The sequence below is a fragment of the Mesorhizobium sp. M1006 genome (assembly GCF_040318825.1).
Lineage (GTDB): Bacteria > Pseudomonadota > Alphaproteobacteria > Rhizobiales > Rhizobiaceae > Mesorhizobium.
The window spans coordinates 1-22,271 of record NZ_JAMYMZ010000032.1 but is presented as its reverse complement, the minus strand read 5'-3'; the positions used below and the strand labels follow the sequence as shown (position 1 = coordinate 22,271).

Annotated in this window: 16 protein-coding genes and 5 pseudogenes; 9 read left to right on the top strand and 12 right to left on the bottom strand. The window is 62.1% G+C overall.

Annotation, left to right across the window (positions count from 1 at the left end):
• Positions 1-38: 38 nt before the first annotated feature.
• The gene (locus NKH60_RS24505) at positions 39-728 is read right to left on the bottom strand and encodes a hypothetical protein (protein WP_352873619.1); all 690 of its coding nucleotides are present in this window, start codon (positions 726-728) and stop codon (positions 39-41) included.
• A 438-nt stretch (positions 729-1,166) separates the two neighbouring features.
• Positions 1,167-2,228, bottom strand: a pseudogene (locus NKH60_RS24500) (RHE_PE00001 family protein); the annotation flags it as partial.
• 121 nt (positions 2,229-2,349) lie between these two features.
• On the opposite strand from NKH60_RS24500, the pseudogene NKH60_RS24495 reads away from it, so the two are divergent.
• The 3 genes and pseudogenes from NKH60_RS24495 to NKH60_RS24485 all read left to right on the top strand — a co-directional run bounded on the left by NKH60_RS24495 (position 2,350) and on the right by NKH60_RS24485 (position 5,898).
• Positions 2,350-3,990: pseudogene (locus NKH60_RS24495) on the top strand (TnsB C-terminal domain-containing protein).
• A 1-nt stretch (position 3,991) separates the two neighbouring features.
• Entirely contained in the window at positions 3,992-4,870 is an 879-nt protein-coding gene (locus NKH60_RS24490) for a TniB family NTP-binding protein (protein ID WP_352706537.1), read from the top strand.
• Positions 4,871-4,881: 11 nt separating this feature from the next.
• Positions 4,882-5,898 carry a TniQ family protein gene (locus NKH60_RS24485; protein ID WP_352873617.1) on the top strand — a complete coding sequence of 339 codons (1,017 nt, stop codon included), beginning with the start codon at positions 4,882-4,884 and terminating at the stop codon, positions 5,896-5,898.
• A gap of 27 nt (positions 5,899-5,925) precedes the next feature.
• Here NKH60_RS24485 and scpB read toward each other — a convergent pair whose 3' ends face one another.
• On the bottom strand, positions 5,926-6,630 hold the full coding sequence (gene scpB / locus NKH60_RS24480) for an SMC-Scp complex subunit ScpB (protein WP_352816350.1): 705 nt from the start codon (positions 6,628-6,630) through the stop codon (positions 5,926-5,928).
• Between the two features lie 5 nt (positions 6,631-6,635).
• Positions 6,636-7,628, bottom strand: coding sequence for a DUF1403 family protein (locus NKH60_RS24475; RefSeq protein ID WP_352785644.1), 993 nt, complete (start codon positions 7,626-7,628; stop codon positions 6,636-6,638).
• Between the two features lie 167 nt (positions 7,629-7,795).
• On the opposite strand from NKH60_RS24475, the gene NKH60_RS24470 reads away from it, so the two are divergent.
• The 4 genes from NKH60_RS24470 to NKH60_RS24455 all read left to right on the top strand — a co-directional run bounded on the left by NKH60_RS24470 (position 7,796) and on the right by NKH60_RS24455 (position 12,452).
• Complete coding sequence (locus NKH60_RS24470) at positions 7,796-9,007, top strand: site-specific integrase (protein WP_352820621.1); 1,212 nt, start codon at positions 7,796-7,798, stop codon at positions 9,005-9,007.
• 383 nt (positions 9,008-9,390) lie between these two features.
• Complete coding sequence (locus NKH60_RS24465; RefSeq protein WP_352873614.1) at positions 9,391-10,488, top strand: hypothetical protein; 1,098 nt, start codon at positions 9,391-9,393, stop codon at positions 10,486-10,488.
• Between the two features lie 8 nt (positions 10,489-10,496).
• Positions 10,497-11,666, top strand: coding sequence for a site-specific integrase (locus NKH60_RS24460; RefSeq protein ID WP_352873612.1), 1,170 nt, complete (start codon positions 10,497-10,499; stop codon positions 11,664-11,666).
• A 366-nt stretch (positions 11,667-12,032) separates the two neighbouring features.
• Positions 12,033-12,452 carry a hypothetical protein gene (locus tag NKH60_RS24455; RefSeq protein ID WP_352873610.1) on the top strand — a complete coding sequence of 140 codons (420 nt, stop codon included), beginning with the start codon at positions 12,033-12,035 and terminating at the stop codon, positions 12,450-12,452.
• A gap of 65 nt (positions 12,453-12,517) precedes the next feature.
• On the opposite strand, the gene NKH60_RS24450 is transcribed toward NKH60_RS24455, so the two are convergent.
• The 5 genes from NKH60_RS24450 to repA form a co-directional block, all read right to left on the bottom strand.
• Entirely contained in the window at positions 12,518-13,036 is a 519-nt protein-coding gene (locus tag NKH60_RS24450; protein ID WP_352873608.1) for an RES family NAD+ phosphorylase, read from the bottom strand.
• On the bottom strand, positions 13,033-13,422 hold the full coding sequence (locus NKH60_RS24445; RefSeq protein ID WP_352873652.1) for an antitoxin Xre/MbcA/ParS toxin-binding domain-containing protein: 390 nt from the start codon (positions 13,420-13,422) through the stop codon (positions 13,033-13,035). Before NKH60_RS24445 ends, NKH60_RS24450 begins: the two co-directional genes overlap by 4 nt.
• Positions 13,423-13,965: 543 nt before the next feature.
• Positions 13,966-15,171: a plasmid replication protein RepC gene (gene repC / locus NKH60_RS24440; protein ID WP_352873606.1), complete on the bottom strand. Its 1,206-nt coding sequence runs from the start codon at positions 15,169-15,171 to the stop codon at positions 13,966-13,968.
• 157 nt (positions 15,172-15,328) lie between these two features.
• Positions 15,329-16,408 (bottom strand): plasmid partitioning protein RepB, encoded by a 1,080-nt coding sequence (gene repB, locus NKH60_RS24435; RefSeq protein ID WP_352873604.1) that lies wholly within the window; start codon positions 16,406-16,408, stop codon positions 15,329-15,331.
• 17 nt (positions 16,409-16,425) lie between these two features.
• Positions 16,426-17,640, bottom strand: a complete 1,215-nt coding sequence (gene repA / locus NKH60_RS24430) for a plasmid partitioning protein RepA (RefSeq protein WP_352873602.1) — start codon at positions 17,638-17,640, stop codon at positions 16,426-16,428.
• Positions 17,641-18,698: 1,058 nt separating this feature from the next.
• Here repA and NKH60_RS24425 point away from each other — a divergent pair.
• Positions 18,699-19,334 (top strand): annotated as a pseudogene (locus NKH60_RS24425) (nucleotidyl transferase AbiEii/AbiGii toxin family protein); the annotation flags it as partial.
• Here the strand turns inward: NKH60_RS24425 and NKH60_RS24420 are convergent.
• Positions 19,312-20,423, bottom strand: a pseudogene (locus tag NKH60_RS24420) (tyrosine-type recombinase/integrase). The pseudogenes NKH60_RS24425 and NKH60_RS24420 overlap by 23 nt on opposite strands.
• A 554-nt stretch (positions 20,424-20,977) precedes the next feature.
• On the opposite strand from NKH60_RS24420, the gene NKH60_RS24415 reads away from it, so the two are divergent.
• Positions 20,978-21,205, top strand: coding sequence for a hypothetical protein (locus tag NKH60_RS24415; RefSeq protein WP_352873600.1), 228 nt, complete (start codon positions 20,978-20,980; stop codon positions 21,203-21,205).
• Positions 21,206-21,315: 110 nt separating this feature from the next.
• On the opposite strand, the gene NKH60_RS35185 is transcribed toward NKH60_RS24415, so the two are convergent.
• Positions 21,316-21,504 carry a hypothetical protein gene (locus NKH60_RS35185; protein WP_502907769.1) on the bottom strand — a complete coding sequence of 63 codons (189 nt, stop codon included), beginning with the start codon at positions 21,502-21,504 and terminating at the stop codon, positions 21,316-21,318.
• Positions 21,505-22,121: 617 nt separating this feature from the next.
• Positions 22,122-22,271, bottom strand: a pseudogene (locus NKH60_RS24405) (IS256 family transposase); the annotation flags it as partial.

The following is a 22,271-nucleotide window of genomic DNA, read 5'->3' as shown; positions in this document are numbered from 1 at the left end:
GCACCGAGTCGGGCACTATTACGCTCGGTCCAACATGGCTACACTATACGCACTCGCACAAAAGCTTTGATGGCAAGCACCTGACTGAATACTACACGGCTCATTTTTATGCCGCCGAGGCCATCCTGGCGCGGTCGATTCCCGCCTGACCTCTCCTGCTGTCGAGCGCCAAAATGTCGAACGGTGAAATGCGTGATCTCAATCTTCCCTCCGCAATCGGGAGGCGATATCCGAACCAAGGCGAGCACGGCGCAGCGCTTCGGACCGCGCTGGAAGGAGCATACCGAACCTTTCTCGGCGCTGGGCTCGGAGACCGAGATGCACTGCAGAAGCTCTGCTCGCCTCAGGATGCCGTGTATTGGCAACAGCTCTCCAAGGTATTGTTGGCCGATCAGCTTCAAAAGCATGGCCTCGCTGCAATCCATCATCGCATAGGTCCAGATTTGCTTCTGGATCAGGATGGGACAAGGATCTGGATTGAAATCGTGACACCAGAGCCAACCAACATTCCCGAAGCATGGCTGGCGCCCGGACTCGGAGTTGTCCGTACATTTCCCCATGAGGCACTCTTGTTGCGGTGGACGGCCGCCATCGCCGCTAAGGCTGTCGTCCTCTTGGGGAATGAGGAGCGACCCGGCGATCTCGGTAATGGCGTCGTGGGCGCTGCAGACGCCTACGTCATTTCGGCCAATGGCCGGCTTCTGCGCAGTGCCGATGGCGTCTTCCATGAATTAAACGGCATCAGTCAGTTCCCTTTTGCAGTCGAGGCCACATTCGGTGTGGGTCCTACGCAGGTACACATTGATCGGGAAACCCAGAAAGCCGTCGGGTCAGACCATCAGGAGCGCTTCCACATTCCCAAGCCCAACGGGGCTTCCGTTTCGGCATACACGTTTCTCGATCCGGCCTTCGCCGCGGTCAGCGCGATATGGGCGGTGGACGTTGATGAGTCCCTGCTCTTGGGAAGGGTTCAGCCAATGGCTGTGGTCCACAACCCCTCGCAACAAATCCTATCCCGACCGGTCTCTTGCCGGCACAGGTCGAGTATCGCGCTGAGGATAAGGGCGATCACTTCCAGCTTGACCGCCTTGATGGGCGGCTTGCCGAAGTTCGAGAGGCCTGACCTTCGCTGGCGAAGCCGAGTGGCCGCCTCACACGTATCCGATCTACAGGATTCCCCACGCCCTGAAACTCCCCCTGCCCGTCATCTCGCGCAGGTGGAGTGCGCCGATGAGGTCGAGCGCACCCTGCCGGGAAACCTCGAGTGCATCCTGAATCATGCTGGTCGACACGAGCGGACGCGACAGCACCAGATCGAGCAACGCGGGCAATTTCGAGCTGGCGCGGCGGCCGCGCAGCACACGTTCCATCTGGCCCTTGGCAAGCAGCAAACGGTCGTGCTCCTTCAGTCCAGCGCTCGCGGCTTCGTACATCGCGTCGATCCAGGCGAGCAGCCGGTCGGAGCGGTTGCGCGCGCGCCTCCGTTCCCGCGGAATGTTCTTGGCGCCGAGATGCAGGCACGGTAGGTGGTGGGCGGCCAAGCCTTCCTGGCGCATGAGCGCCCCCATGAGCAGCGGACCGACCCAGGCGCCGCGTTCCAGCACATCGATGTCGTTCCAAGCGTCAAGCGCCAGGGCCACGCGCAGCACGACGGGAACGTGCCGCGACCGGTCCAGCATTTCGCGCCACTCGGAGAGTCGGGCTGCCTCGTCCCAATCCTGGTCGTAGAGCACCGACAGCCGGTCGTCGTCCTGCGGAAGGCGTCGCGGCGGCATTTCTGCGCCGCTGAGGACCTTGGACGATCGGGCCAGCAAGGCGTCGATCTCCGCAAACTCCTGCGCGAGCAAATCGTCGTCCGGGCTGTTGGCCGGCACTGGAGGCTCGGCCCCCGGCAGCACGCTCCCCTCCCCTTCCCGATCGTCTTCCGATTGGATCGTTCCGATCTCGCCCTGCTGCCCAGTCAGCTCGCGCAGCCCTTCGCGACCGAACGCCCAGTCGCGCGGCTGAGACAGTATGCGGCGGCGTTTGCGAACCACGGCGTGGGCCCGCGTCAGCTCGTGGGTTGGCGTGCGCTGGTCCATATGCGCGTCGTGGAAGACCAGGTCCTCGAGGTGGACGAGTTCGCCCTCAATCCACAGCGCGGCGGCGGCGTCATGGAAGTGCGAGCGCTCGATCCAACCCTGGCGCACCGGTGAGCGGGCGATGCGCTCGTCGAGACGCACCAACGCCCCTGTCGCTTTTACTTCCCGATTTCAAACGCCCGAACGTCATATGCCGGTTAGGTTTGGGCGCTAGGACGGGCTTAGTTTTTCGCTAACGATTTCACTGACGCTCGATTTGCCACGCCCCATGCACAACCGAAAAGCCACTCCTGGCTCATCGCGATCTGATGAAACACGGTTGGCGGCACGTCGTGTCGCGCGCGAGCTCGACAAAATTCTCGACGATCTTGGACCGCGCCGGGCGGCAATCGAGCGAGCCTCGGCTGAGCTGCGTCTCTCCACCCGCCAGATTTACAATCTGCTGGCGCGCTATCGCATCGATCGAACTGTGACGTCGCTGCTGCCTCGGCTGGATGGCAGCCGCAAGAAGCGCCTTGATCAAGGCATCGAGACGATCGTCGCAACAACGTTGCGAGAGCAGTGGCTGGTGCTGGAGGCGCCGCCGCTCGCTCCCGCGGTGGCCGAGATCCGGGCTCGCTGCGAGGAGGCCGGCCTGGCAGCTCCTTCCTATCTTACTGTAGCCCGCCGCATACCCACGCTGTTTAGCCCCGAGGAGATTGCGAAGAAGCGATCTGCAAACCCAAAGCACCTTCAGCGGCTCAAACCGCGACCAGGATACATTCATGCGGCGCGACCACTGGATGTCTGCCAGATCGATCACACGCCGACCGACATCAACTTCGTGGAGGTCGTCGACGGAGGCGGAACGTTCATTGGCCGGGCATATCTCACGATCGTCACCGACGTGGCGACCCGCTGCATTCTCGGCATCTGCCTCACCCTCGAGAAGCCGTCGGGGCTATCGGTCGCGCTCTGCCTGGCGCACGCCATGTGTCCGAGGGAGGCGTGGTTGGCCGCGCGCGGCATCGAGCATGGTTGGCCGATGTTCGGTCGACCACGATTAATCGTCACCGACTCGGCCAAGGAGTTCAAAGGGAACGCCTTCCAACGTGGATGCGAGGACTATGGTATTCGGGTCCGCTACCGGGATAGCGGCCGCGTCCACCAGGGCGGCGTCGTCGAAAGGCTGCTCGGGAAGCTCAACGCCGTGCTTGTGACGCAACCCGGCTCGACGGGATGATCCGTGGCGGACCGTGACGAATACCCCGCGCAGCGGCGAGCCCGTCTCAGCTTCGCCGATCTCGAGCGGTGCGTCGCGCTCGCCGTGATCGATCATAATCTGCAGGAGAACGCAAAGACTTTGAAGGTACCGGCGACAGAATGGAACCGGCTGGCGCACGATTTGCCCCGCTTCGACGATGATCCCATGCGGGTCCTGCTGGCATTCATGCCTGGGGCGGAGAGGCGCATCTCGCCGCAGGGCGTCAGCAAGTTCGCGCTGGACTATTTTTCACCATGGCTAGGCAGTCTCGTCCCGCGGCGGGACCGTCTGGGCCGGCTCGAGATGAGATATGACCCTCGCGACATCAGCCACATTTACATCCGGGATCCCGACACACGCGAGTTCCGGCCGGTGGCGAGAAGAGACGGGCTCACTACACCGATCACACTGTGGGAACATGAAGGTGATCGTGTTTGCCGACGTGCCGCAAACGCTCGGTCGGACGTCGAGAAGGTGACGCTGCGCCGCCGGATTGCGGAAATCGCTGGCAGGCAGAAACTTTCAAAGGCGGACGTGCGCAATGCGGTCCGCCGGGCGCACGCAGCCGAAGCGCCCAAACCCTATGAGGCGATGCGCCCGGCGACGCCGGCACCCGCCGAGCATCCGGTACGCCAGAAGCGCCGTCTGGCGGTCGAGGACTGGTGACGTGGCGGACCATTTGCTCGACCACGTTCGTCCGTATCTCGACCAAAGCATGGAAGAGCGGATCGCCTACATCCTGGCGCCGCGATGGGTCGGGCATCAGGTGGCGCTGCAGGCGCATGAGCGTCTTGCCGAGTTGCTCGCCCGGCCGCCGGCGTTGCGGACGCGAGGGCTGATGTTGGTCGGACCCTATGCCAACGGTAAGACGATGATCGCGGAACGATTTGCCGTGGAACGCCTGAGAGCCGCCGAGCGGCAGCGGGTATGGGTGGTTCAGACGCGCGAGGGGGCCGGCCTTGCGCACTTTTATGGAAGCATTCTGCAGGCGCTGCGCGCGCCGGTCGGCAACAATCGGGATATCGGCCGCAAGGCTGAGCAGATCGATCATCTGCTTGGCAGCCTGAAGCCCAGGATCCTCATTTTCGACGAATTCCACAATGCCCTGCGTGGCCGGGCTCGCGACGTCGAGGCGGTTCTTGCCTTCCTCAGGCGGATCGGCCGTCAGTTCGACATCTCCCCGGTCCTGATCGGCGAGGTCGCCGTCTACGATTTCATAAACGAGACCAGCGAGATGGCGAGCAGGTTCGAGCTGCAGGCCGTACCGCGGTGGCAATACGGCGAAGAGTTCCTGACACTCCTCGACAGCCTCGAGGGCGTGTTGCCTCTCGCGCGTGCTTCCGATCTCTCCGATGAACCGTTGGCACGAACGATTTTCCAGCTTTCCGAAGGTTTGATCGGCGAGATCGTGGCGATCGTCACCGCGGCGGCCGTGGCCGCGGCAAGGTTGGGCGCCGAGCGCATCACGAAATCAGGCCTCGAGGCGCTACACTACATTCCCGTCTCGAAGCGCCGCCGGGCGCCGCTGCGCAACGAACTGCTGTGACCGGCGGCGCTTTGGCCATCGAGATCCGCGAGCGTTACAGGGATGTCGTTCGGGATCGGTGGCCTGTTTCCGTTGACCCGCAGCCGGACGAGCTTTTGTCGAGCTGGCTCCACCGCCTTGCCCTCGCGAACGGCATCGCGCCGCGGTCGTTCGCCAGCGCCCTCGGGCTGGGTGAAGGGATGTGGTCGCCCCGTCTCGATCTCCAGCTTCCGCGGGAGGCAGCCGCCCTGCTGGCCGATCGGACGAACGTTCGTCAGGAAACGATATCGGCAATGGCAATGGCTGAACCGGCGTTGACGCCACTCCTGCTGCCATTGCGCGAGAACGTCCACCGGAACCGTTCGAGCTGGATGCAGTATTGTCCTCTCTGCCTCGCCAGCGACGAGGCGCCCTATTTCCGGCGGCGGTGGCGCCTGGCGTCGCGAATCTCCTGCTCCGCGCATGGCTGCGGCCTTCGAGATCGATGTCCCGCTTGCCGCACCGCAATTGTGTCGTTCGACCAGGTCGAGCTTGTCCCTCAGCATTTCTGCGCACGGTGCGGCTTCGATCTGCGGGCTGCCCCAAAGGCAGGGGTCAACGCGGCCGCACGTCGGCTGGAACGCGCGATCGCGGATATATGCCGGGTGGAATCGGCAACGGATTCGGCGGCAACCATCGATGTTGTCTCGCGCGTGCTACGCGCACCCGTCGGCGCCGATATCGGCCTGGGGGGAACCCTTACGAATCTCTCGACCGCCGCACGCATTCGCTGCTTCAATCAGCTCGCGGCAAAACGTTTGGACTGGCTTGTGACACACGAGGACGCCGCAGTCGCGCATCGGCGTCGGATAATCTTGGCGGCGGGCGGCCATGACGAATTGATTGCCCGCTTCGCCGACTTCCTGGGCAAGCATCAGACGAGGCCGAGATCCATGTGCCCACCACAGCCCTGTGCTGGTCTTGCCGACGTGCTGACGGCCTATCTGCGCGTGGCCGGTGATCGAACCACGTCAAAGCGTCACCGCAGGCTCCGAGTTCCACAACCCTGATGATCGGTGGCAGTCCTGGCGCGGGTACTATTCGTCCATGACGGCACCAGGGTCGCCGTCATCGGCGAACCCCGGCATGATGTCGCCCGCCAGCAGCTTTTCCTTCGAGAGCAGGCCAGCGTCCTCGAGCGCCCCGAAGTCGGGAAGATCGCGCAGCGTGTCGAGCCCGAACTCAAGCAGGAACGCCTGGGTGGTGACATAGGTATAGGGGGCGCCCGGCTGCGGCGCGCGCGGGCCAGAGGCGATGAAGCCAAAGCTGCGCAGATTGCCGATCAGGTCGCGGCTGATCTCCTTGCCGAAGAAGGAGGACAGTTCGGCGCGGGTGATCGGCTGGAAGTAGGCGATGCACATCAGCACCAGCACTTCGGTTTGCGTGAGGTCTTTGGCATGCCCGCTCCCGCCGGTGGCCGTGCCAAATGCACTGCGGATGGCGTCGGCATAGGCCGGCCGCGTCAGATGCTTCCAGCCGCCGGCGACCGCCACCAGATCATAGGGCCGGCCACGCAGCTCGTCGCGGATGTCGTCGATGAGAAGATCGATGCTGCAAGTCTTGCCGACGATCCGCGCCAGCGTCTCGCGGCCGACCGGCTCGCTGGCAGCAAAAATAGTTGCCTCGACGCGGTTCATCCATTCACGCCAGCGCGCCTCCGGTGGCAGATGGTCGAGCTCGCGGTCGAAGAGGCCTTCGCCTCCTTGCTCACTTTTTCGTCGCCTCGCCGCACTCTCCGCCATCGCCGTCACAGCCCGTAGATGCGGAAAGTCGGGCGGCCGGAAAGTTCGCGGACAGCGCCGAGTTCGACCAGCCGCTCGAACAAGCGGCGCAGGCTGCGGTCGCTCATGCCGGCAATCTTTGCCGACGCCACAATGGCGTCGTCCGACAAAAGCCGATCGACGACGATGTCTGCGCCTCGGGCGCGAAGACCGGGCGCCACGGCGATCAGGCGGTCAGCCCAGCGCCCGATGTCGGCCGACTGGTCGACGGCGCGTAACGCCGCCCGCGCCTGCGCGGCGAGCAAAGTCTTCGCGCGCTCGGGGACCGCCTCGATGCCTCTCGGCGCAAGGACGGTCGCCGCGCGCCGCCGCCGATCGGAACCATTTGCGCCGGCAGCTTCGCCACCGAGCAGCGGCACGGCGTGCTTCCAGCCCAGCCGCTGCGCGAGCATGGCGTCTGCGAACCAGCATCCGATGGTGCTTGGAAGGCCGCGCCGCTCGACTGCCGCAAAGGCGCCGATCAGCATTCCGACAGCACCTTCCGTCTCCGCAAGCTGCCGAAGCTCGTCGGTCAGGTCGTTCGTCGTCTCGTCATCCCGAGCGAGACCCAGGGCCTCGAGCACGCCGGCGATGCTCGCTTCAGTCAGAAGCTTCTCCGCGGGCAGTGTGGCCAGCCAGCGCCAGGCCAACAGCATGCGGCCGGCCGGACCAACATCGTCGCCCGGACGCGTGAGCAGCACGGCATCGCGCAGACCCGCTTCGTCCTCGACACGCCCGGCCTGCCTGGTCGCCACCGCCGCGGCGGCGAGCGCCAGCCGTTGCCGCCATGCGCCGGCCCATCGCTCCTGCCGACGAACCACCGCGTCGAGCGCGCCGATGGCGGCGCCGGCGGTGATCGCGATGTCCTCCAGGGCATTTGGCCCAGGCCCTTGCGCGGCAGGGCTTTGCGCGTCGGGAACGGCGCGGCGCAGCCATCCCGGCAGCGGGACGGGGGGAGCGGCCGCTGCGGCGGCGAGCATCGGACCTTGATGGCGCGGAGAGGATTTCGGGCGCAGAATCATCGTCAGCAGGATGAATCACGGCGGCGGTTTTGGCAACGAAAATGGGTAAAAAACGCCGCGCCTGTCGATTGGATAAAACGAGCGATAAAATTGCATTATCCGTCGTTTTCGTCTTTATATAAGGAATGACGGTTTTCATCGAGCAGAAGCCCAAAAATCACGCCGAGCGACCTTCCGGACCGTCCCACAGTGCAGGGTCGGCGGATCATGTTTCGACCGCGCAGGTGTCGGCCGAGACCGATGGCGACCTGCCGGACATCATCGACGTCGTCATGGAGATGGGCGCAACGCCTGAAGAGACGCTGGCCGAAGCCCCCTCCCCTCTTCCGGCCGTCGCCAATTCCCGCCTGCCGGCGCATCTCGACGCGCTGGCTGATCGCGCCCGCGATTATGTCGAAGCGGCGAGCTCGGCCAATACCCGCCGCGCCTACGCCTCGGACTGGAAGCAGTTTGCGAGCTGGTGCCGGCGCCAAGGCGTCGAGATGTTTCCGCCCGATCCCCAGGTTGTCGGGCTCTACATCACCGCATGCGCCTCCGGAAAGGCGACCGGCGACAAGAAACCCAATTCCGTCTCGACGATCGAACGCAGGCTCTCCTCGCTGACGTGGAACTATGCGCAGCGTGGCCAGCCGCTGGACAGGAAGGATCGCCATATCGCCACGGTCATGGCCGGCATCCGCAACAAGCACGCCGCCCCGCCCCGGCAGAAGGAGGCGGTGATGCCCGAGGATCTGATCGCCATGCTGGAAACGCTCGAGCGAGGCACCCTGCGCGGCCTGCGCGACCGGGCCATGCTGCTGCTCGGCTTTGCCGGCGGCCTGCGCCGTTCCGAGGTTGTCGGCCTGGATTGCGGCCGCGACCAGACCGAGGATTCTTCCGGCTGGATCGAAATCCTCGACAAGGGCATGCTGTTGCGCCTGCGCGGCAAGACCGGCTGGCGCGAGGTCGAAATCGGGCGAGGCTCGTCCGACACAACCTGCCCTGTGGTGGCGCTGCAGACCTGGCTCAAGCTGGCGCGCATCGCGCACGGTCCCCTGTTCCGGCGTGTCATCGGCCAGGGCAAGGCCGTCGGCGCCGATCGGCTCAACGACCAAGAGGTCGCCCGCCTCGTCAAGCGGACCGCGCTGGCAGCGGGCGTGCGCGGCGATCTGCCCGAAGGCGAACGCGGAATGATGTTTGCCGGCCATTCGCTGCGCGCCGGCCTGGCGTCCTCTGCCGAGGTCGACGAGCGCTACGTCCAGAAGCAGCTTGGTCACACCAGCGCGGAGATGACCCGCAAGTATCAGCGCCGGCGCGATCGCTTTCGCGTCAATCTCACCAAGGCGTCGGGACTGTAGCAAAGCCCCCTCCCCCCGTTTTCGGCCGTCGAATAGCGGCCCGGCAGGGTGGGATTTTCACCTTAGCGCTTCAATTGAAATCGGGAAGTAAAACCGACAGTGGCGCGGGCAACCGGTCCTATCAGGGTTTCCAAGGGCAGTTTGTCGAGCGTGTAAGCCATTGGTTTCATGATAGTTGATTCGCCATAGTCAAGCTATCTTGATGTTAGGTTGACTCGTGTGGGATTTTCTCTGGCGGGAGTTTCACTATCGATAATCACCTCTTATCGATAGTGATTGATCTCACTGCGCAAATCAGCCAGAATCGTGCAGATGACGGCCGCCGGCGTCGTGCGGCCGGCGTTCTGGACGGGTCTTTCCCGGCCGATAGAAAGGCAACCGGCATGTCCGAGCAAAAACCCGTCCGCCTGCCCGACCCCGCTTCCGTCGAAACCGTGCTCGCCGCTCTGCAGCCGCGGTCGGCCGACGCCGAGCTCGCCCCGGCCCTCAACAAGGCCTTTGCGGGCTTCGCCTTTACCGTCGCGCGGATCGACGACCCCTACTGGTGCAACCCTCATGCTGTCGTCGCTGCCGACGGCACGCGCCTCGGCGACCATCGCGCCTGGGTCGAGCGCGCACTGGCCGATGTCGGCGGCGACCTCACCGCCTTCTGGAACCGGCATCGCGAGAGCGGAGAAAAATTCACCGAATGGCGCGGCACCAGCGCCTTCGCCTTTGCTCCGACCGGTCCGGGCGTCGCCGACTTCGTCCAGCTCTCGCTCGGCCGCGAGATCGAGGTCCTGGCCGGCCCCGTAGTCGATCCCGACTACCGACCCAATAGCGTCGACCATCTCTTCGAACCGACCTGGGTTTCTCGCGAGTCCGCTGCTGAGGCGCATCAGCTCGCCGGACCGGTCTACCGGCTGCGCGGCCGCACCGGCGGCGGCATCGTCCACATGCGCAGTTTTTTGGCGCGCCGCGCCCGCATCGAACGCGAGCAACGCGAAGCACAGCCCCCGGAGCTTAAGGCCCGCACTATCCGCGAGATCGGTCCGGACGGCGCGCGGGACACGCCGTTCCTGGACGCCAACCCGGACTGGTTCGATTTCGTGTCGCGTGAAAACCGCTTTTTTGCCGACTGGGCGCGATCCAGCCCCGCAGCTGCACGCATCTTTGACCACTGGGCGTTCGACATCCACGATTTTGAGGGTCCCGGCCAAAAACGCGAGATCGGGTTTATTCCGCGACCACTGAAACATCCGGCCGAGCGGCTGCTGGCCGAAGAGGGTATTTCGGTGCACCGGCTGATGGAGCGGATCGAAGCGATCGACGAAGAAGTCGGCCTGCCCTTCGCCTGGTTTTTTCTCATGACGCACGGGCACTGGGTCGATCCCGACGTCGGCGATGCGATCGCTGAAGGCCTGCGCCGAGGACGCTTGCGTTTGCCAGACCGCGATGCCGCTGTGCTGCTCGCCTGGGTCGACCGGCCCTATTTGTTCTGAGGGGCGTCATGGACCTTCGCCTGCCAAAGCCCGCATCCGACCAAAAACTGCGACGCGCCGAGGCGCTCGATGCGCTGGAGTCCGTGCTGCCGTTCGACCGCCGCGACTTTTTGGCCGACATCCTCACCGACGACGATGTCGAGACTCTGCGCCATCTGGCCAAGGAAGGTATCGGCGAGAATTCGCTGCGGGCGCTGGCCTCCGACCTCGGCTACCTCGAAGCCTGGTCGCTGGCCGCGACCGGTTTTTCGCTCCCCTGGCCCGCGCCGGACGCGCTCTTGATAAAATTCGTCGCCCATCATCTCTGGGATCCGGCCAAACGGGAAACCGATGTGTCGCATGGCATGCCCGAAGAGGTGGCAGCGGCGCTGAAGGCGCAATGCCTGTTGCGGGTCGACGGACCGCACGCGCCCAACACCGTGCGCCGGCGTCTGTCGAGCTGGTCGACGCTGACCGGCTGGCGTGGCCTGAAGGGAAAATTCAATGCGCCGGGTCTGCGTAGCGCCATCAAACTCGCGGTGCGTGCCAGCGCCCGCCCCCGGGGCCGCAAGAGCAAAAAGGCGGTGACCGCCGATATTTTGGCGGCCCTGCTCAACATCTGCGCCGGCGACCGTCTCGTCGACGCGCGCGACCGCGCCCTACTCATCACCGCCTTCGCCTCCGGCGGCCGGCGCCGCAGCGAGGTTTCTGCTCTGCGCGTCGAACAGCTGGTCGAGGAAGATCCGGTGCCGGCCGATCCGAAGAATCCCGACGGCGAAAAGCTGCCGTGCCTGTCGATCCGGCTCGGCCGGACAAAGACGACACAAGCCGACGGCGACGCTTTCGTGCTGCTTGTTGGCCGGCCGGTGACGGTGCTGCAGTCGTGGCTCGAGCGCGCCGGCATCACTGAAGGTGCCGTGTTTCGCGGCATCGACCGTTGGGGCAATCTCGAAAAACGCGCCCTGACGCCGCAGGCCGTCAATCTGATCCTCAAGCGCCGCGTCGCCGAGGCCGGGTTCGATCGGAAAAACTTTTCCGCCCACGGCCTGCGCTCCGGCTACCTCACCGAAGCCGCCCGCCGCGGCATTCCGCTGCCCGAAGCCATGCAGCAGTCGCAGCACCGCTCCGTCCAGCAAGCCTCGAATTTTTACAATGACGCCGAGCGGACGCTTGGAAGGGCGGCAAGACTCATCGTTTAGAGACCCTGGGGACTGCCGGTTGCGGCGCCGACCTCCATCGCTATCCGCCGCTCGGCGGCAAAGCCGGTCATCGCGCGCAATAAAATAATACGCATGCGGGGTCTTCACCACGAGCGTGCGCCGGTTCATCATGTCGTTGGTCATCGGTGGGTCCTTCGAAACAGGTTTGTGTGAGCAACCCGACCCAGCCGGAAAAAATCGATGACCGCCGCTACGCCGCTCGCTCGCTACAGCGCTGTTGAGGGCGCGCTCGCGAGCGGCTTCGTCATCGCCGAGCCACACGCGGCGGGGCATGCTCGAGACAGCTCATGATGCCATCTCTGATGCGTTGACTCCACGCCACTCCATAGGGGGCACCGAACGACAATGCCTGTCAGCTTCAAAGACATAGAGTTAGCTTTCGGATTCGTCAGCTCTGGGGGCACGGGAGAACATCAGGCCTTTCTGTGCAAGCAGTCAGGCACGCTCTACTGGCATTCCGAGGTCACGGGCGATTTGGATGAATTGCCGGATGATATCGACGACAGTGAAAAATATGTCCAGATACCTGACAAGAAAGAACTCGACCTGGGCAAGCCGCTCGTACTGGACTTCGCCCGCCAATTTCTGCCTGACAACGTCGGTGACGTTCAAGAAATCTTCAGCAAAAGAGGCGCGTACGCAAGATTCAAGGATCTGTTGCAGCAAAGGGGTGCACTTGATCGGTGGTACGCTTTCGAAGCGAATGCGGAAGAAAGAGCGTTGCGGACGTGGTGCGATCACAATTCGATCGAGGTCGGTGACTGATATCGCCCCGAAAAGCGTCGCGTGCGGCGCGGCAGCCGAAAACGTCCCTGCCCTTCGCGAATTCTTCATCGCCAGGACAGCTGGTCCTTTGGCAGCCGGCCGCTCGGGTCGAATACAGTTACCTTGTGCGGAAGACGCGGACCCCAGTCCCAAAGCACCAGGTTGCGATCCTCGGTCTCGGCACCGGGAGCAAAACTCGGAACCAGAATACCGGCAATGCCTCGAGGGCGCAGCCGGTCATAAATGGACCATGACGCTGGGCGATTTCCATCGCTGAGAGCCGTCGCCCAGGCGCAGGCCATGTCCTCAACAGTGATGGAGAATTCTCCCCTCGCCGGTTCTATCGTCAGGTCCGCAACGTCGTCGCAATCGACTTCGTAGGAGCACAGCACGCAAGGGTCGATCCGATGCGCGAAACCCTGGTTGGCTTCCTTGACCGCTGTCATGACGGTCAGCGCCAGATAGAGCGCCGGCACACCCTTGGGATTGAAGCGGGCACCCCGGATCGCCGCTCCATCACCGGAAGTCGGCTTGAATGCCCAACGTGGATCATGCGCCCTGTAAAAGGTTGCGGCAAACCTCAAGCAAAGCCACCCAGGGCGATATGATCGAGATAATCGCGGACCGCAGCGGCCTTGCCCTCCTTCACCAGCGCTTCAGCGGTGCGCCCGCCGAATGCCGGAAGCGGCTGAGCCCGATACCAGGCCATCGCCTGTTCCTTGCCGCCCGCCCAGTCCGTCACGCGGCTGATGACCTCAAGCATTTCACGCAGACGTCCCTGTGTCTTTACCGTCCGGCTGCGCTCAGACCGGTAGAGGGTCTCGCGAGCAAGACCGGCGGTCTGGGCCAACTGGCCCTTGGACATGCCAAAACCATCCGCGACCTGCTCGATTGCGATCTTCCCGTGCCGGTCCATATAGGACAAGACGAGAGGTTCATTCTGCACGGGTATCTTGAGTGCTTGGCCCATAGGAGTCATTTCACCATATAGGTAGTCATATTTCTTGTGCAAAAGATATGGCATTTCTCGACCGCTTTCAAGTCCGGAATCGAACCCGCTTGAGTGCCTGCATGAGCGGATACCGAGGGAAGCTGCTCATTGATCGGCTTCGTCAGTCAAGAACCTGCTCCATCGAGCCCGAAGGCTTGGTCTCGTCGCAGAACCAGTCATCTCGTGATCTAGATCCGAGAGAGTTCATCGCCGCCGCAGGGACCGCCGTCAGTTTATAGTCCGCGGCTGACCCTCAACATCTCCGAGCCGCTTGTACGCCACCCAGGCATCTGCAGGGACGGCGCTGCCGGCCCGCGCCAGCCAAGCCGCGCGATTGGCCTCGGTAAGTGAGTTCCACCACACTATCCCGGCGGTTTCATCGGGCGTCGGTTCCCGGTCGTGCTCGTTTTTCATGTCCTCGATCCTCGCATAGGGCTTTCTTGCGGACAAGCGCTACAGCTACGCCCTATCGCGCGGATCAAACCCTGAGCCCTCGCTCGGCAAATCCCGGTACCCACACACTCATCCGGTCAGCCGCGCCGTTGCCCCGTTGGCCTTCAGCGCCGCCATCAGCATCGGTCCGACCGAAAACTGCCCCGCCCGCGCCTTTTCGGTCAGTACCCGCAGATAGCCGCCTGCGGAGTTGATGTGCTGTGCCCTTTGCAGAATGCAGACAATCACCATCGCGGCGACCTCCTGGCCCATCACATGGCAGGCCTCCTCATATGCCGACGGCGAAATGCCAAGGTAGCCCCGCACCTGAGCCGCCGTGATCATCAAATCGCGCCAGTTGCCGATCCCGTCGACGGCATAATCCGAAAATTCCGGGCAGGCCTTCAGCACAAGCCCTAGCGGATAGGTTTTCGGGGGCTCTGCGGTCCTCGTCCTTGGCTCGGCCGTCGACCCGCTTTTCTCTAAAGCAGGTTCAAATTCAAAAATAGAGTCGGTATTTGAATCAGATTGCTGCCGCTCGTTTTGGTAGTCATTGCCGCTCGGATTCGTGGATTTCATGTGAACTTCCAGCAGCTTATCCACTTCGCCATGCAACGCGGCCAGATCGCTCACGATCGGCTCGAGCTCGACAGCGGAAGCTCGGCGCGGAATTGCCTCCACAACGGCGCGGAAACGCTTCCACAGGCCTCCCCAGTCGCCTGGCACATCTTCCTCAACCGCCGCCTCGACCAACTTCTGGATATCCCGGCGGTGCAAAGTGATTCTCTCGCGCATAAGCCTGAGCGCCCTGCTGCCGGCGCGAACACGCTCAGCCGCCGCCTCGAACTCGTGAGCACGGACCAGCAGCGGCGCCAGGGAGAAGCCAAATGCTTCCTCGATCTCGCCTCCCCTGCCCTTGCGCGCGTAACGCTTGCCGTTCGGGCTGTCCCGACGGACGATCAGCCCGCAGTCCACAAGGGCTGCCAGGTGCCGTCTGACTGTGGGTTCGGGCATCCCATGAGCTCTAAGGGACAGCTGTGCGTTCGAGGGAAACACGATGAGGCCGTTTTCCTCACTCAGCTCGCTGTCAGGATAGAATGAAAGCAGCGCATTCAGGACGGCCAGGGCGCGATCGCCAATGCCGACGATGCTCTTGCCCTCGCAGAGGTCGCGGTAGATCTGCCATTTCTCAACGACCCTGTCCTTGGGGATTTCACGTGAGTCGTTTTGCGCTGCCAACATGGCAAGCGACATCGGGCGGCGCCCAAAGGGCGTCGTTGCAATACCCGTTTCCATTTCTTCCTTCGCCTTCAATTAGGCAAAAGAAATCCGTCCGCCGAATCGACGCTTAAAACTCTTGACACTGATTCGCGAAAATGTGATTCTCAGCTTGCTTATGGTTGAGAAGGGCTTCCGCGACGGTGACGTTCGGGGGCCTTTTTCTTTTGCGGTTTCAGTTCTCCTGTTTCGACTTTCTGAACGCTTCGTAAAGTTCGCCCAGATTGCTTGAAATCCACTCGCCGAAGGGCTTCGCCTCCTTTTCCGTGAGCACGAGCGAGAAATCCTTGGGACGTGATTTGGTGATGATGCTGACTGATTTGTCTTTAGGAGCCCAGCAGTTGGCAGCTACCGCCTTCAGCTTCTTCGTCGAGGCTGTCTTGGTGGCCTTCTTCGCGAGATTGAAGACCATCAGAAAGCGGTCGTTGGAACTGGCTTTCTTGAACTTGTCCTGCCCCAACAGATGTTCGAGGCCATCGACATTGCTGCTCTTGAGGAGGACGGATAGATCGTACCACCTGTCCCTACCAACTCCCCTCGCAGCTCCGATCTTGTAGATCACGGCTTCCGGGATGTTGGTGGTTACAGACTGCAGTTTGGACAAAACGGTCTTATTGATCGCCAGCGAAGACATGATCGTCGCGTTGTCAAACTGTTCGGCCAATTTCCTTGCGAACAGCGCCCGCTCAATGAATGAGAGATCGGCACGAGCAGTGTTTTCCTGCCCTTGAGCGATCACGTGTTCCTGATCGGAGAGCTGCCTGACTGCTGCATTCACTTTGATGCCGAGCGCTTTCGCGGCCTTGGCTCGACGATGCCCGAAAACGATCTGAAACCGACCTTCGGAACCTGATATCGGCCGTACCAAGATCGGGCTGTCCTGTCCCCTTTCGGCAATGGCCTGGATCAGTTCCTGTAGGCTTGAATCGTCATCGCCATCAAGACGATCGACGACGAACGAGGCTTCCAACTGGTCGGGGTCCAGTTTGATGATCTGGGTGGCGGACAGTAGCTGCTTCTCGATTTCCTCGGCAGCTGCGACCTTGGCGGCCATCTCGTCGGCGGCGCGGCTCATCATTCCGAAAGCGCCACGGCGTCCGGGAGCCCCGGCGGATCTAGTCGGCTTGGAAGCCATCGAGTTTGCAACGTTAAGCTGGGAGTCGCTGTCCCTGTTCTGCTCATTAGGCGCCTTGTTCTCGAATGAGTTTACGGGCGTAAACTCGTCATCGGTGCCTTCATCCAGCAGGCCTGCCATGATACCCTTCCTAGCCATCAGCTTGCCCTCCCCCAAGCTCTGTGGATCAATGACATCAGTTCCCCGTTCACGGAATGCAGCGATTCCACGGCACGATCATACGTTGACCGAGTGAGTTGCCCCCTCTCGACCTCGTAGAGGGTCTGCTTGGTGATGCCCGCGTCAGAGATTGCCGTGGATTTCACCATCTCGTTCTTGAGGACAAAACCTCCGAACAGCGACCGCATGAAATGAACCATCTGTGACTGCGGGATGTCGCCAGGTTCGTATCGGGTAACCAGATAGCGCATCCAGTCAAGGCTCATGTTTCCACCGCCGCGCTTGATGGGATCGAGTATTTCCCCTAGCATTAGCAAGAACTGACACATCGACATAACGTCCAGCATCTGCGGGTGGACCGTTACAAGTACCGCCGTCGCAGAGGATAGGGCGGTGAGGGTCAGGTAGCCAAGCTGGGGAGGGCAGTCCAAGACGACGACGTCGAATTTGTCTCCGACATCGGAGAGCGCTGCATCGAGCCGCGTGAAAAACAGCCGCCCCATGTCCCGGGTGCCTTTTTCGGCGAGGATCAGCGGAGTATCGTATTCAAATTCCTGAAGTTCGAGGTTTGCCGGAATAATATCGAGACCGGGAAAATTGGTTTTCCGGATCAGCGCGCTAATCGGTTTCTTATGTTCATCGTACCGGATGGCTTCGTAGAGCGACGGGAATTGATCCAGTTCAGGCTGGATACCGTGCAATGCGGTCAGAGACGCCTGCGGGTCGAGATCGATTGCAAGAACCCGATGGCCTGTCAACGCAAGATGCTGGGCAAGATGTGCAGTGGTGGTAGTCTTACCGCTGCCACCCTTGAAATTGACGACAGCTACGATCTGTAGGTGTTCACCATCCTTGCGGTGGGGAACATACATGCGAGAATCCGACCGCCCTTTCTGGTCGAGGTAATGACGCATTTCGAGCATCTGCTCGGCCGTATAGGAGCGGCGCCCGGTTGGTGTTACAGTCGGCTGTGGCCCTTTGCCGTTCAATGATAGGTTTTTGAGATAGCCAGCGCTGATTCCGAGGTAGGAGGCGACTTCGGACAACTGGAACTGCCGAAGCGTTTTCACCGCGTCTGGAGGAAAGTTGTCGAGACGATGCTTTTCAAGGCGGCTGGAAAGCGCCGCGCCCTGCTTCAGGATCAGCTGATCAAAATCCAAAAGAGGCTCATTGGCGTCGAATGCGATATTCATAAGCTGAAACCTGTAAGTGCGAATATTTATCCGCATTAGCCCATTTATCGCACTTAGGCCCGATTCTGCGGATCTTGCAAGGATTTTAAAGTTAACGAAAGCTTAACGCATTGCTCTGCGCCGTCGTTTACGGCCGTAAACTCATTGGCAGCTGCGCCGTCTATTCCCAGGAACGCACCGGGGTGTCCAGGAACGTGCCCATGGGGGAGGCGTTTCACGACGACTACGGCCTTGATGCGTTAGGAATCAGCGCGCGCTTAAACTACGCCACAGCACCGATGGTCAGCAGCAAGAACATGCCCGCGCTGCCGTGGTGTCGATCGGATCCCGAAGTGGTCGGAACTGGGAATTCTTGGCTGTGAAGTCCTCGATCGTCTCGATCAGGTGGTTGCCTGAGCACGCCAAATGATCGAGGCGCACCATCTCCGGCGTCGCTGGCGTCGAGATTGCGCAGGAGCCTCGGTAAGGCAGGACGGCGCCCAATGTGACAGAACCGCGCGTAGCCGATTTGCCGCGATTTTGCCTGTATTAGAGGGCCTGAGAATGCGCTCTTGAGGGCGGAGATCAAACACAGAGGATCAGGATAACCGATCCTTTGATGACGTCGCGCAATTTCCAACGGCGAAAGAGGTGGCAACTTGTGTCATCGGCCCGAAAAGACTACCTTACGGCCATCATGAGCAAGCATTTGGCATCCGTCTTGACGACTGTGAACGGGCCCTACAGCGTGCAGCTGGGCGACGCGACGCTGGCGCATTGCCTTGCAGATCTCGATTTGGCCAAACAGCACCCCGGCCATTTCAGCGCCTTTCTCGGTGAAGTCCCCCCGCGTTGCAGGTCGAGTTCGCTCTGGTGCATCATATCCAGGTCCCCGACCTGAAAGCTTTCGCCGCTGCGTTCTCCGCCTGGTCCGGCGAGAGCTATCCGCTCGCTGCCTAATGGCCGAACAGGATAGCCGGCGCCCTTCCGAATGGCGGCGGCTTTTTCGCATCGCCGTCGATCTGATTGACCAGCTTCGAGAGAATGCCGGCGGCTAAGACTTCGAATGGTCATTTGGCGGCGGCACGGCTATGATGATCCAGATCGGTCATCGTGAAAGCCATGACATCGATATTTTCCTCGAGGACCCTCAACTGCTCGGCTTCATCGACCCGTCCAAAAGCCGCCTGCGTTTTGATCTGGTGCCATCGGATTATCAGGGTGATGGGCTTCGGTTTCAGAAATTCGCCTTCGAAGGCATTGGCGAAATCGACTTCATCGTTGCCGGAGCGCTAACGACGACGCCGTTCGAAACCTGTGTGGTGGAAGGCAGGACGGTGCGTCTTGAAACCATTCCGGAAATTATCGCCAAGAAGGTCTATTACCGGGGATCGGAAGCCAAGCCGCGTGACATTTTCGACATCGCTGCTGCTGCCCGGTCTCAATTGGGCGAGGTCGTCAACGCGCTGCGCACGCTCCCCGAACACGTCGCTCGCACCAGAGAGCGGATGGAAAAGCTCAACCCGGAATTCGTCGGCCGCGCCATTGCGCAACTGATGATCATGCCTGCTACGAAGCGTCGGCGGCCGACACTCTGGTCGCAGCGATCGCTGTGCTCGACGAGGTGTTGTCATCACCTCAAAGAACCTGACCGCCTCACCCTAGGGATCGACCGGGGAAGGGCAGGGCTCTTCAAAGCCCGGAAGCCTTGGTGAGGTTGGTCCGGAACCGATCTCGCCGGCGCTGATATTTGCGCGTCATCTCGGCCGAGGCATGGCCGAGCTGTTTTTGTACCTATCGCTCCTCAATGTCGGCCGACGAGGCAAGGCCGGCGCGCAGGGAGTGCCCTGAAAACAGCAGCGCGCGTTCCCCCTCCGGCAGATCGGCGCGAACGCCGGCGGCGAGCGCCGTCTGCTTGACCAGACGGGCGACGTGCTTGTCGGACAGTCGCTCGACGTCGACGGTCTTGTTGTCCTTGAAGATGCGCCGGAAAAGCGGGCCTCTCCCGATGCGGCCCAGCCTGATCCAGGTCTCCAGCGCAACGACGGGGCAAGACAAATCGCTGGAGCCACGGCCGACTTCGACCTCGCGCCAGCCGGTTTTTCCTCGCAGCGTCACCAGCACGCCCTTGTCGGCAAAAATCTCGATCCAGCCGGCACCGTCGCCGTTGTCGTCGCGGACGACGTCGAGCCCAACGATTTCTGAGCGGCGCAGGCCGCCGGCGAAGCCGAGCAGCAGGATGGCGCGGTCGCGCAGCCCGCGCAGATCATGGCCGAGCGTGGCGATCATCGCCTTGATGTCGTCACCGAGCACGGCCTCTTTCTGCCGCGGCGGCATGGCGTGTTTTCTGCGAATGCCGGCGAGCACGGTGGAAATATGCCGATCGGAGCGATCCATTGGCACGCGGCGCTGGGTAAAATTCCAGGCGAGGCCGGAAAGCCGCCGCTCGATCGTCGCGACCGAGAGGGGAGGGATGCCGCGCTTGGCATCGCCAGCGGCGCAGGCGCTGATGTAAAGCCCGATTGTTTGCACCGCCGGAGGCAGGGGTTCAAAACCGTTGCGCCGGCATCAGGCGGAGAAATGGCGCCAATCCTTGGCGTAGGCGTCGCGCGTGTTTTCGGAGCTGGCGTTCTTGGCGTAATCCTTGGCTGTTTTGACCAGAGATTCGAGATGCGCCGGCGAGCGGGGGGCGGGGCAGGGGGCGCCGGGCGGCCCATTTCCCTCACCACGTCGATGATATCCGGCAGGTCGTCCGTGCCGGAAACATCGGTTTCGGGGGATTGGTCGGGGACTTGCGCCGTCATTCAATTGAAATCGGCGGACTGCGCGCGGTTACCTGTTCTCACGATCCACCCATCCTGATTCGTTCGGACTCTTTCTCAAGCGAATGTATCCTGATTTGGCGGACGAAATCGAGTGCAAGGCTGACGAGCCCGCCTTGGGGGTCGGCGGCTCCAGTCGGCTGCCATTGACAAGAATGTACCTTATGCGAGACAGCGCATCGCTCATGGTACAGAATGACTGATGGATTGAAGCGGATGCCGGCGGTCTTTTACCGCACGGCAAATGGCGCTGAGCCCGTCAGATACTGGCTGAAGTCGCTGTCCGAAGCGGATCGAAAGACGGTTGGCTTCGACATCGCCACAGTCGAGTTCGGTAGCCCCGTCGGGATGCAGTATGCCGATCACTCGGCGGCGGGTTGCGGAAAGTGCGCAGCAACCTCGCACATGGCCGGGTCGGCCGCGTAATCTTTTGCGCATGGCCGGATGATTCTGCTTTATGCCTTTGTGAAGAAGACCAAGAAGACGCCGACACCGGACCCCGACATCGCCGGTAAACGGCAAGAGGAGATCGAACAATGACCAGCAAGCATATGGGCTCGTCCTTCGACGCGTTTTTGCAGGAGGAAGGCTTTCACCGCGAAGCCACCGCTCATGCGATGAAGCGTGTGCCGGCCTGGCAAATCGAACAGGCCATGGCCGAACAAGGCATCAGCAAGAGTGAAATGGCGAAGCGGATGAAGACCAGCCGTGAGCGGTCGTCCGCATCTTGGACGCCTCCGATGAGTTCGGCCGAAAAAAAATGATGGCGCTGATTGACCGGTGGCCGGCCGCGATCCGCAGCGCGCGGTCGGCCCTACAATGCCCTACACCAGGACGAAAGGGGAGGGCGGGAGAACGGCGGCGAATGCCCGTTTCAGCCGTCAGCAGGTTCGTGCACCGTCACACCGAGACGCCCGGCGCGATCGAGCAGACGCTTGACCGACGAGGCCGCCCATTGCCAGCCGCCGCGCGGCGTCCACTCGCGCGTCGCTTCAAGCTGTGTCGCGATCGCCCGCAGACTGAGGTCCGGATCGGCAATGGCAATGCCGGCGACGAGTGTCATCAATCGATCCTCCAGCTGTCGTCGCGGCGCGCGCTGGACAAGTTCCGGCTTCGCGAGGCCTTCCCGCACCAGGCGGTACACCGATCGGCGAAGCCGTTCCAGCGGCAAAGCAGAGGCAGCTCGCTCTCAAGGCCGGCGCGCCGGGCGAGCGCGGTGTCGCGGTTACGCCTACAACGTGAAGGAGTTGCGAAACAGCGAGAAAGCCGCGGCCGAGAATGCCGAACGTGCCTACGAGCTAATGGTTCGGCATTGGCGGTCACGAGGGCCGAAGCGGCGCACGGACGCCACAAACGAGGAACGACTATAACGGCTGCGTGGCGGCACTCTCATCCTCTCGCACCACTCTTTGCCACGTGGTCGTCCGTGCCGGACAAATATAGCACAAGGAAATCTGGCGGCACGACCGACGCCCTCGGTCCACTCCAGAATGGCGCCGTGCTCGACGCCGTCAAGGCGTGGCCTGGAAACCTCGCAGCCGGCCGTGGCGTCATCGCATCGGCCAGCCTTGACTGCGTCTCGACACGCTCGCGTGGGAAATCCTGTGGGCCGGGACGAAGAAACAGGCTTGAGCCGAACAAAGAAATGCAACAGGAATCGAAAAAGTCGAAATCAGGCTTGTCGATGTCATCCGTCGTGGAGATGATGCGGCGCACCCTCTCGGGGAATGCGAAGAACGGCACAGGCCGGCTTCGGCGTCCTTGGCCCGGTAGATCGCACGCAGCGCCGGCACGACGGGCTTGCGGTCCTTCCACGACACGAACTCCAGG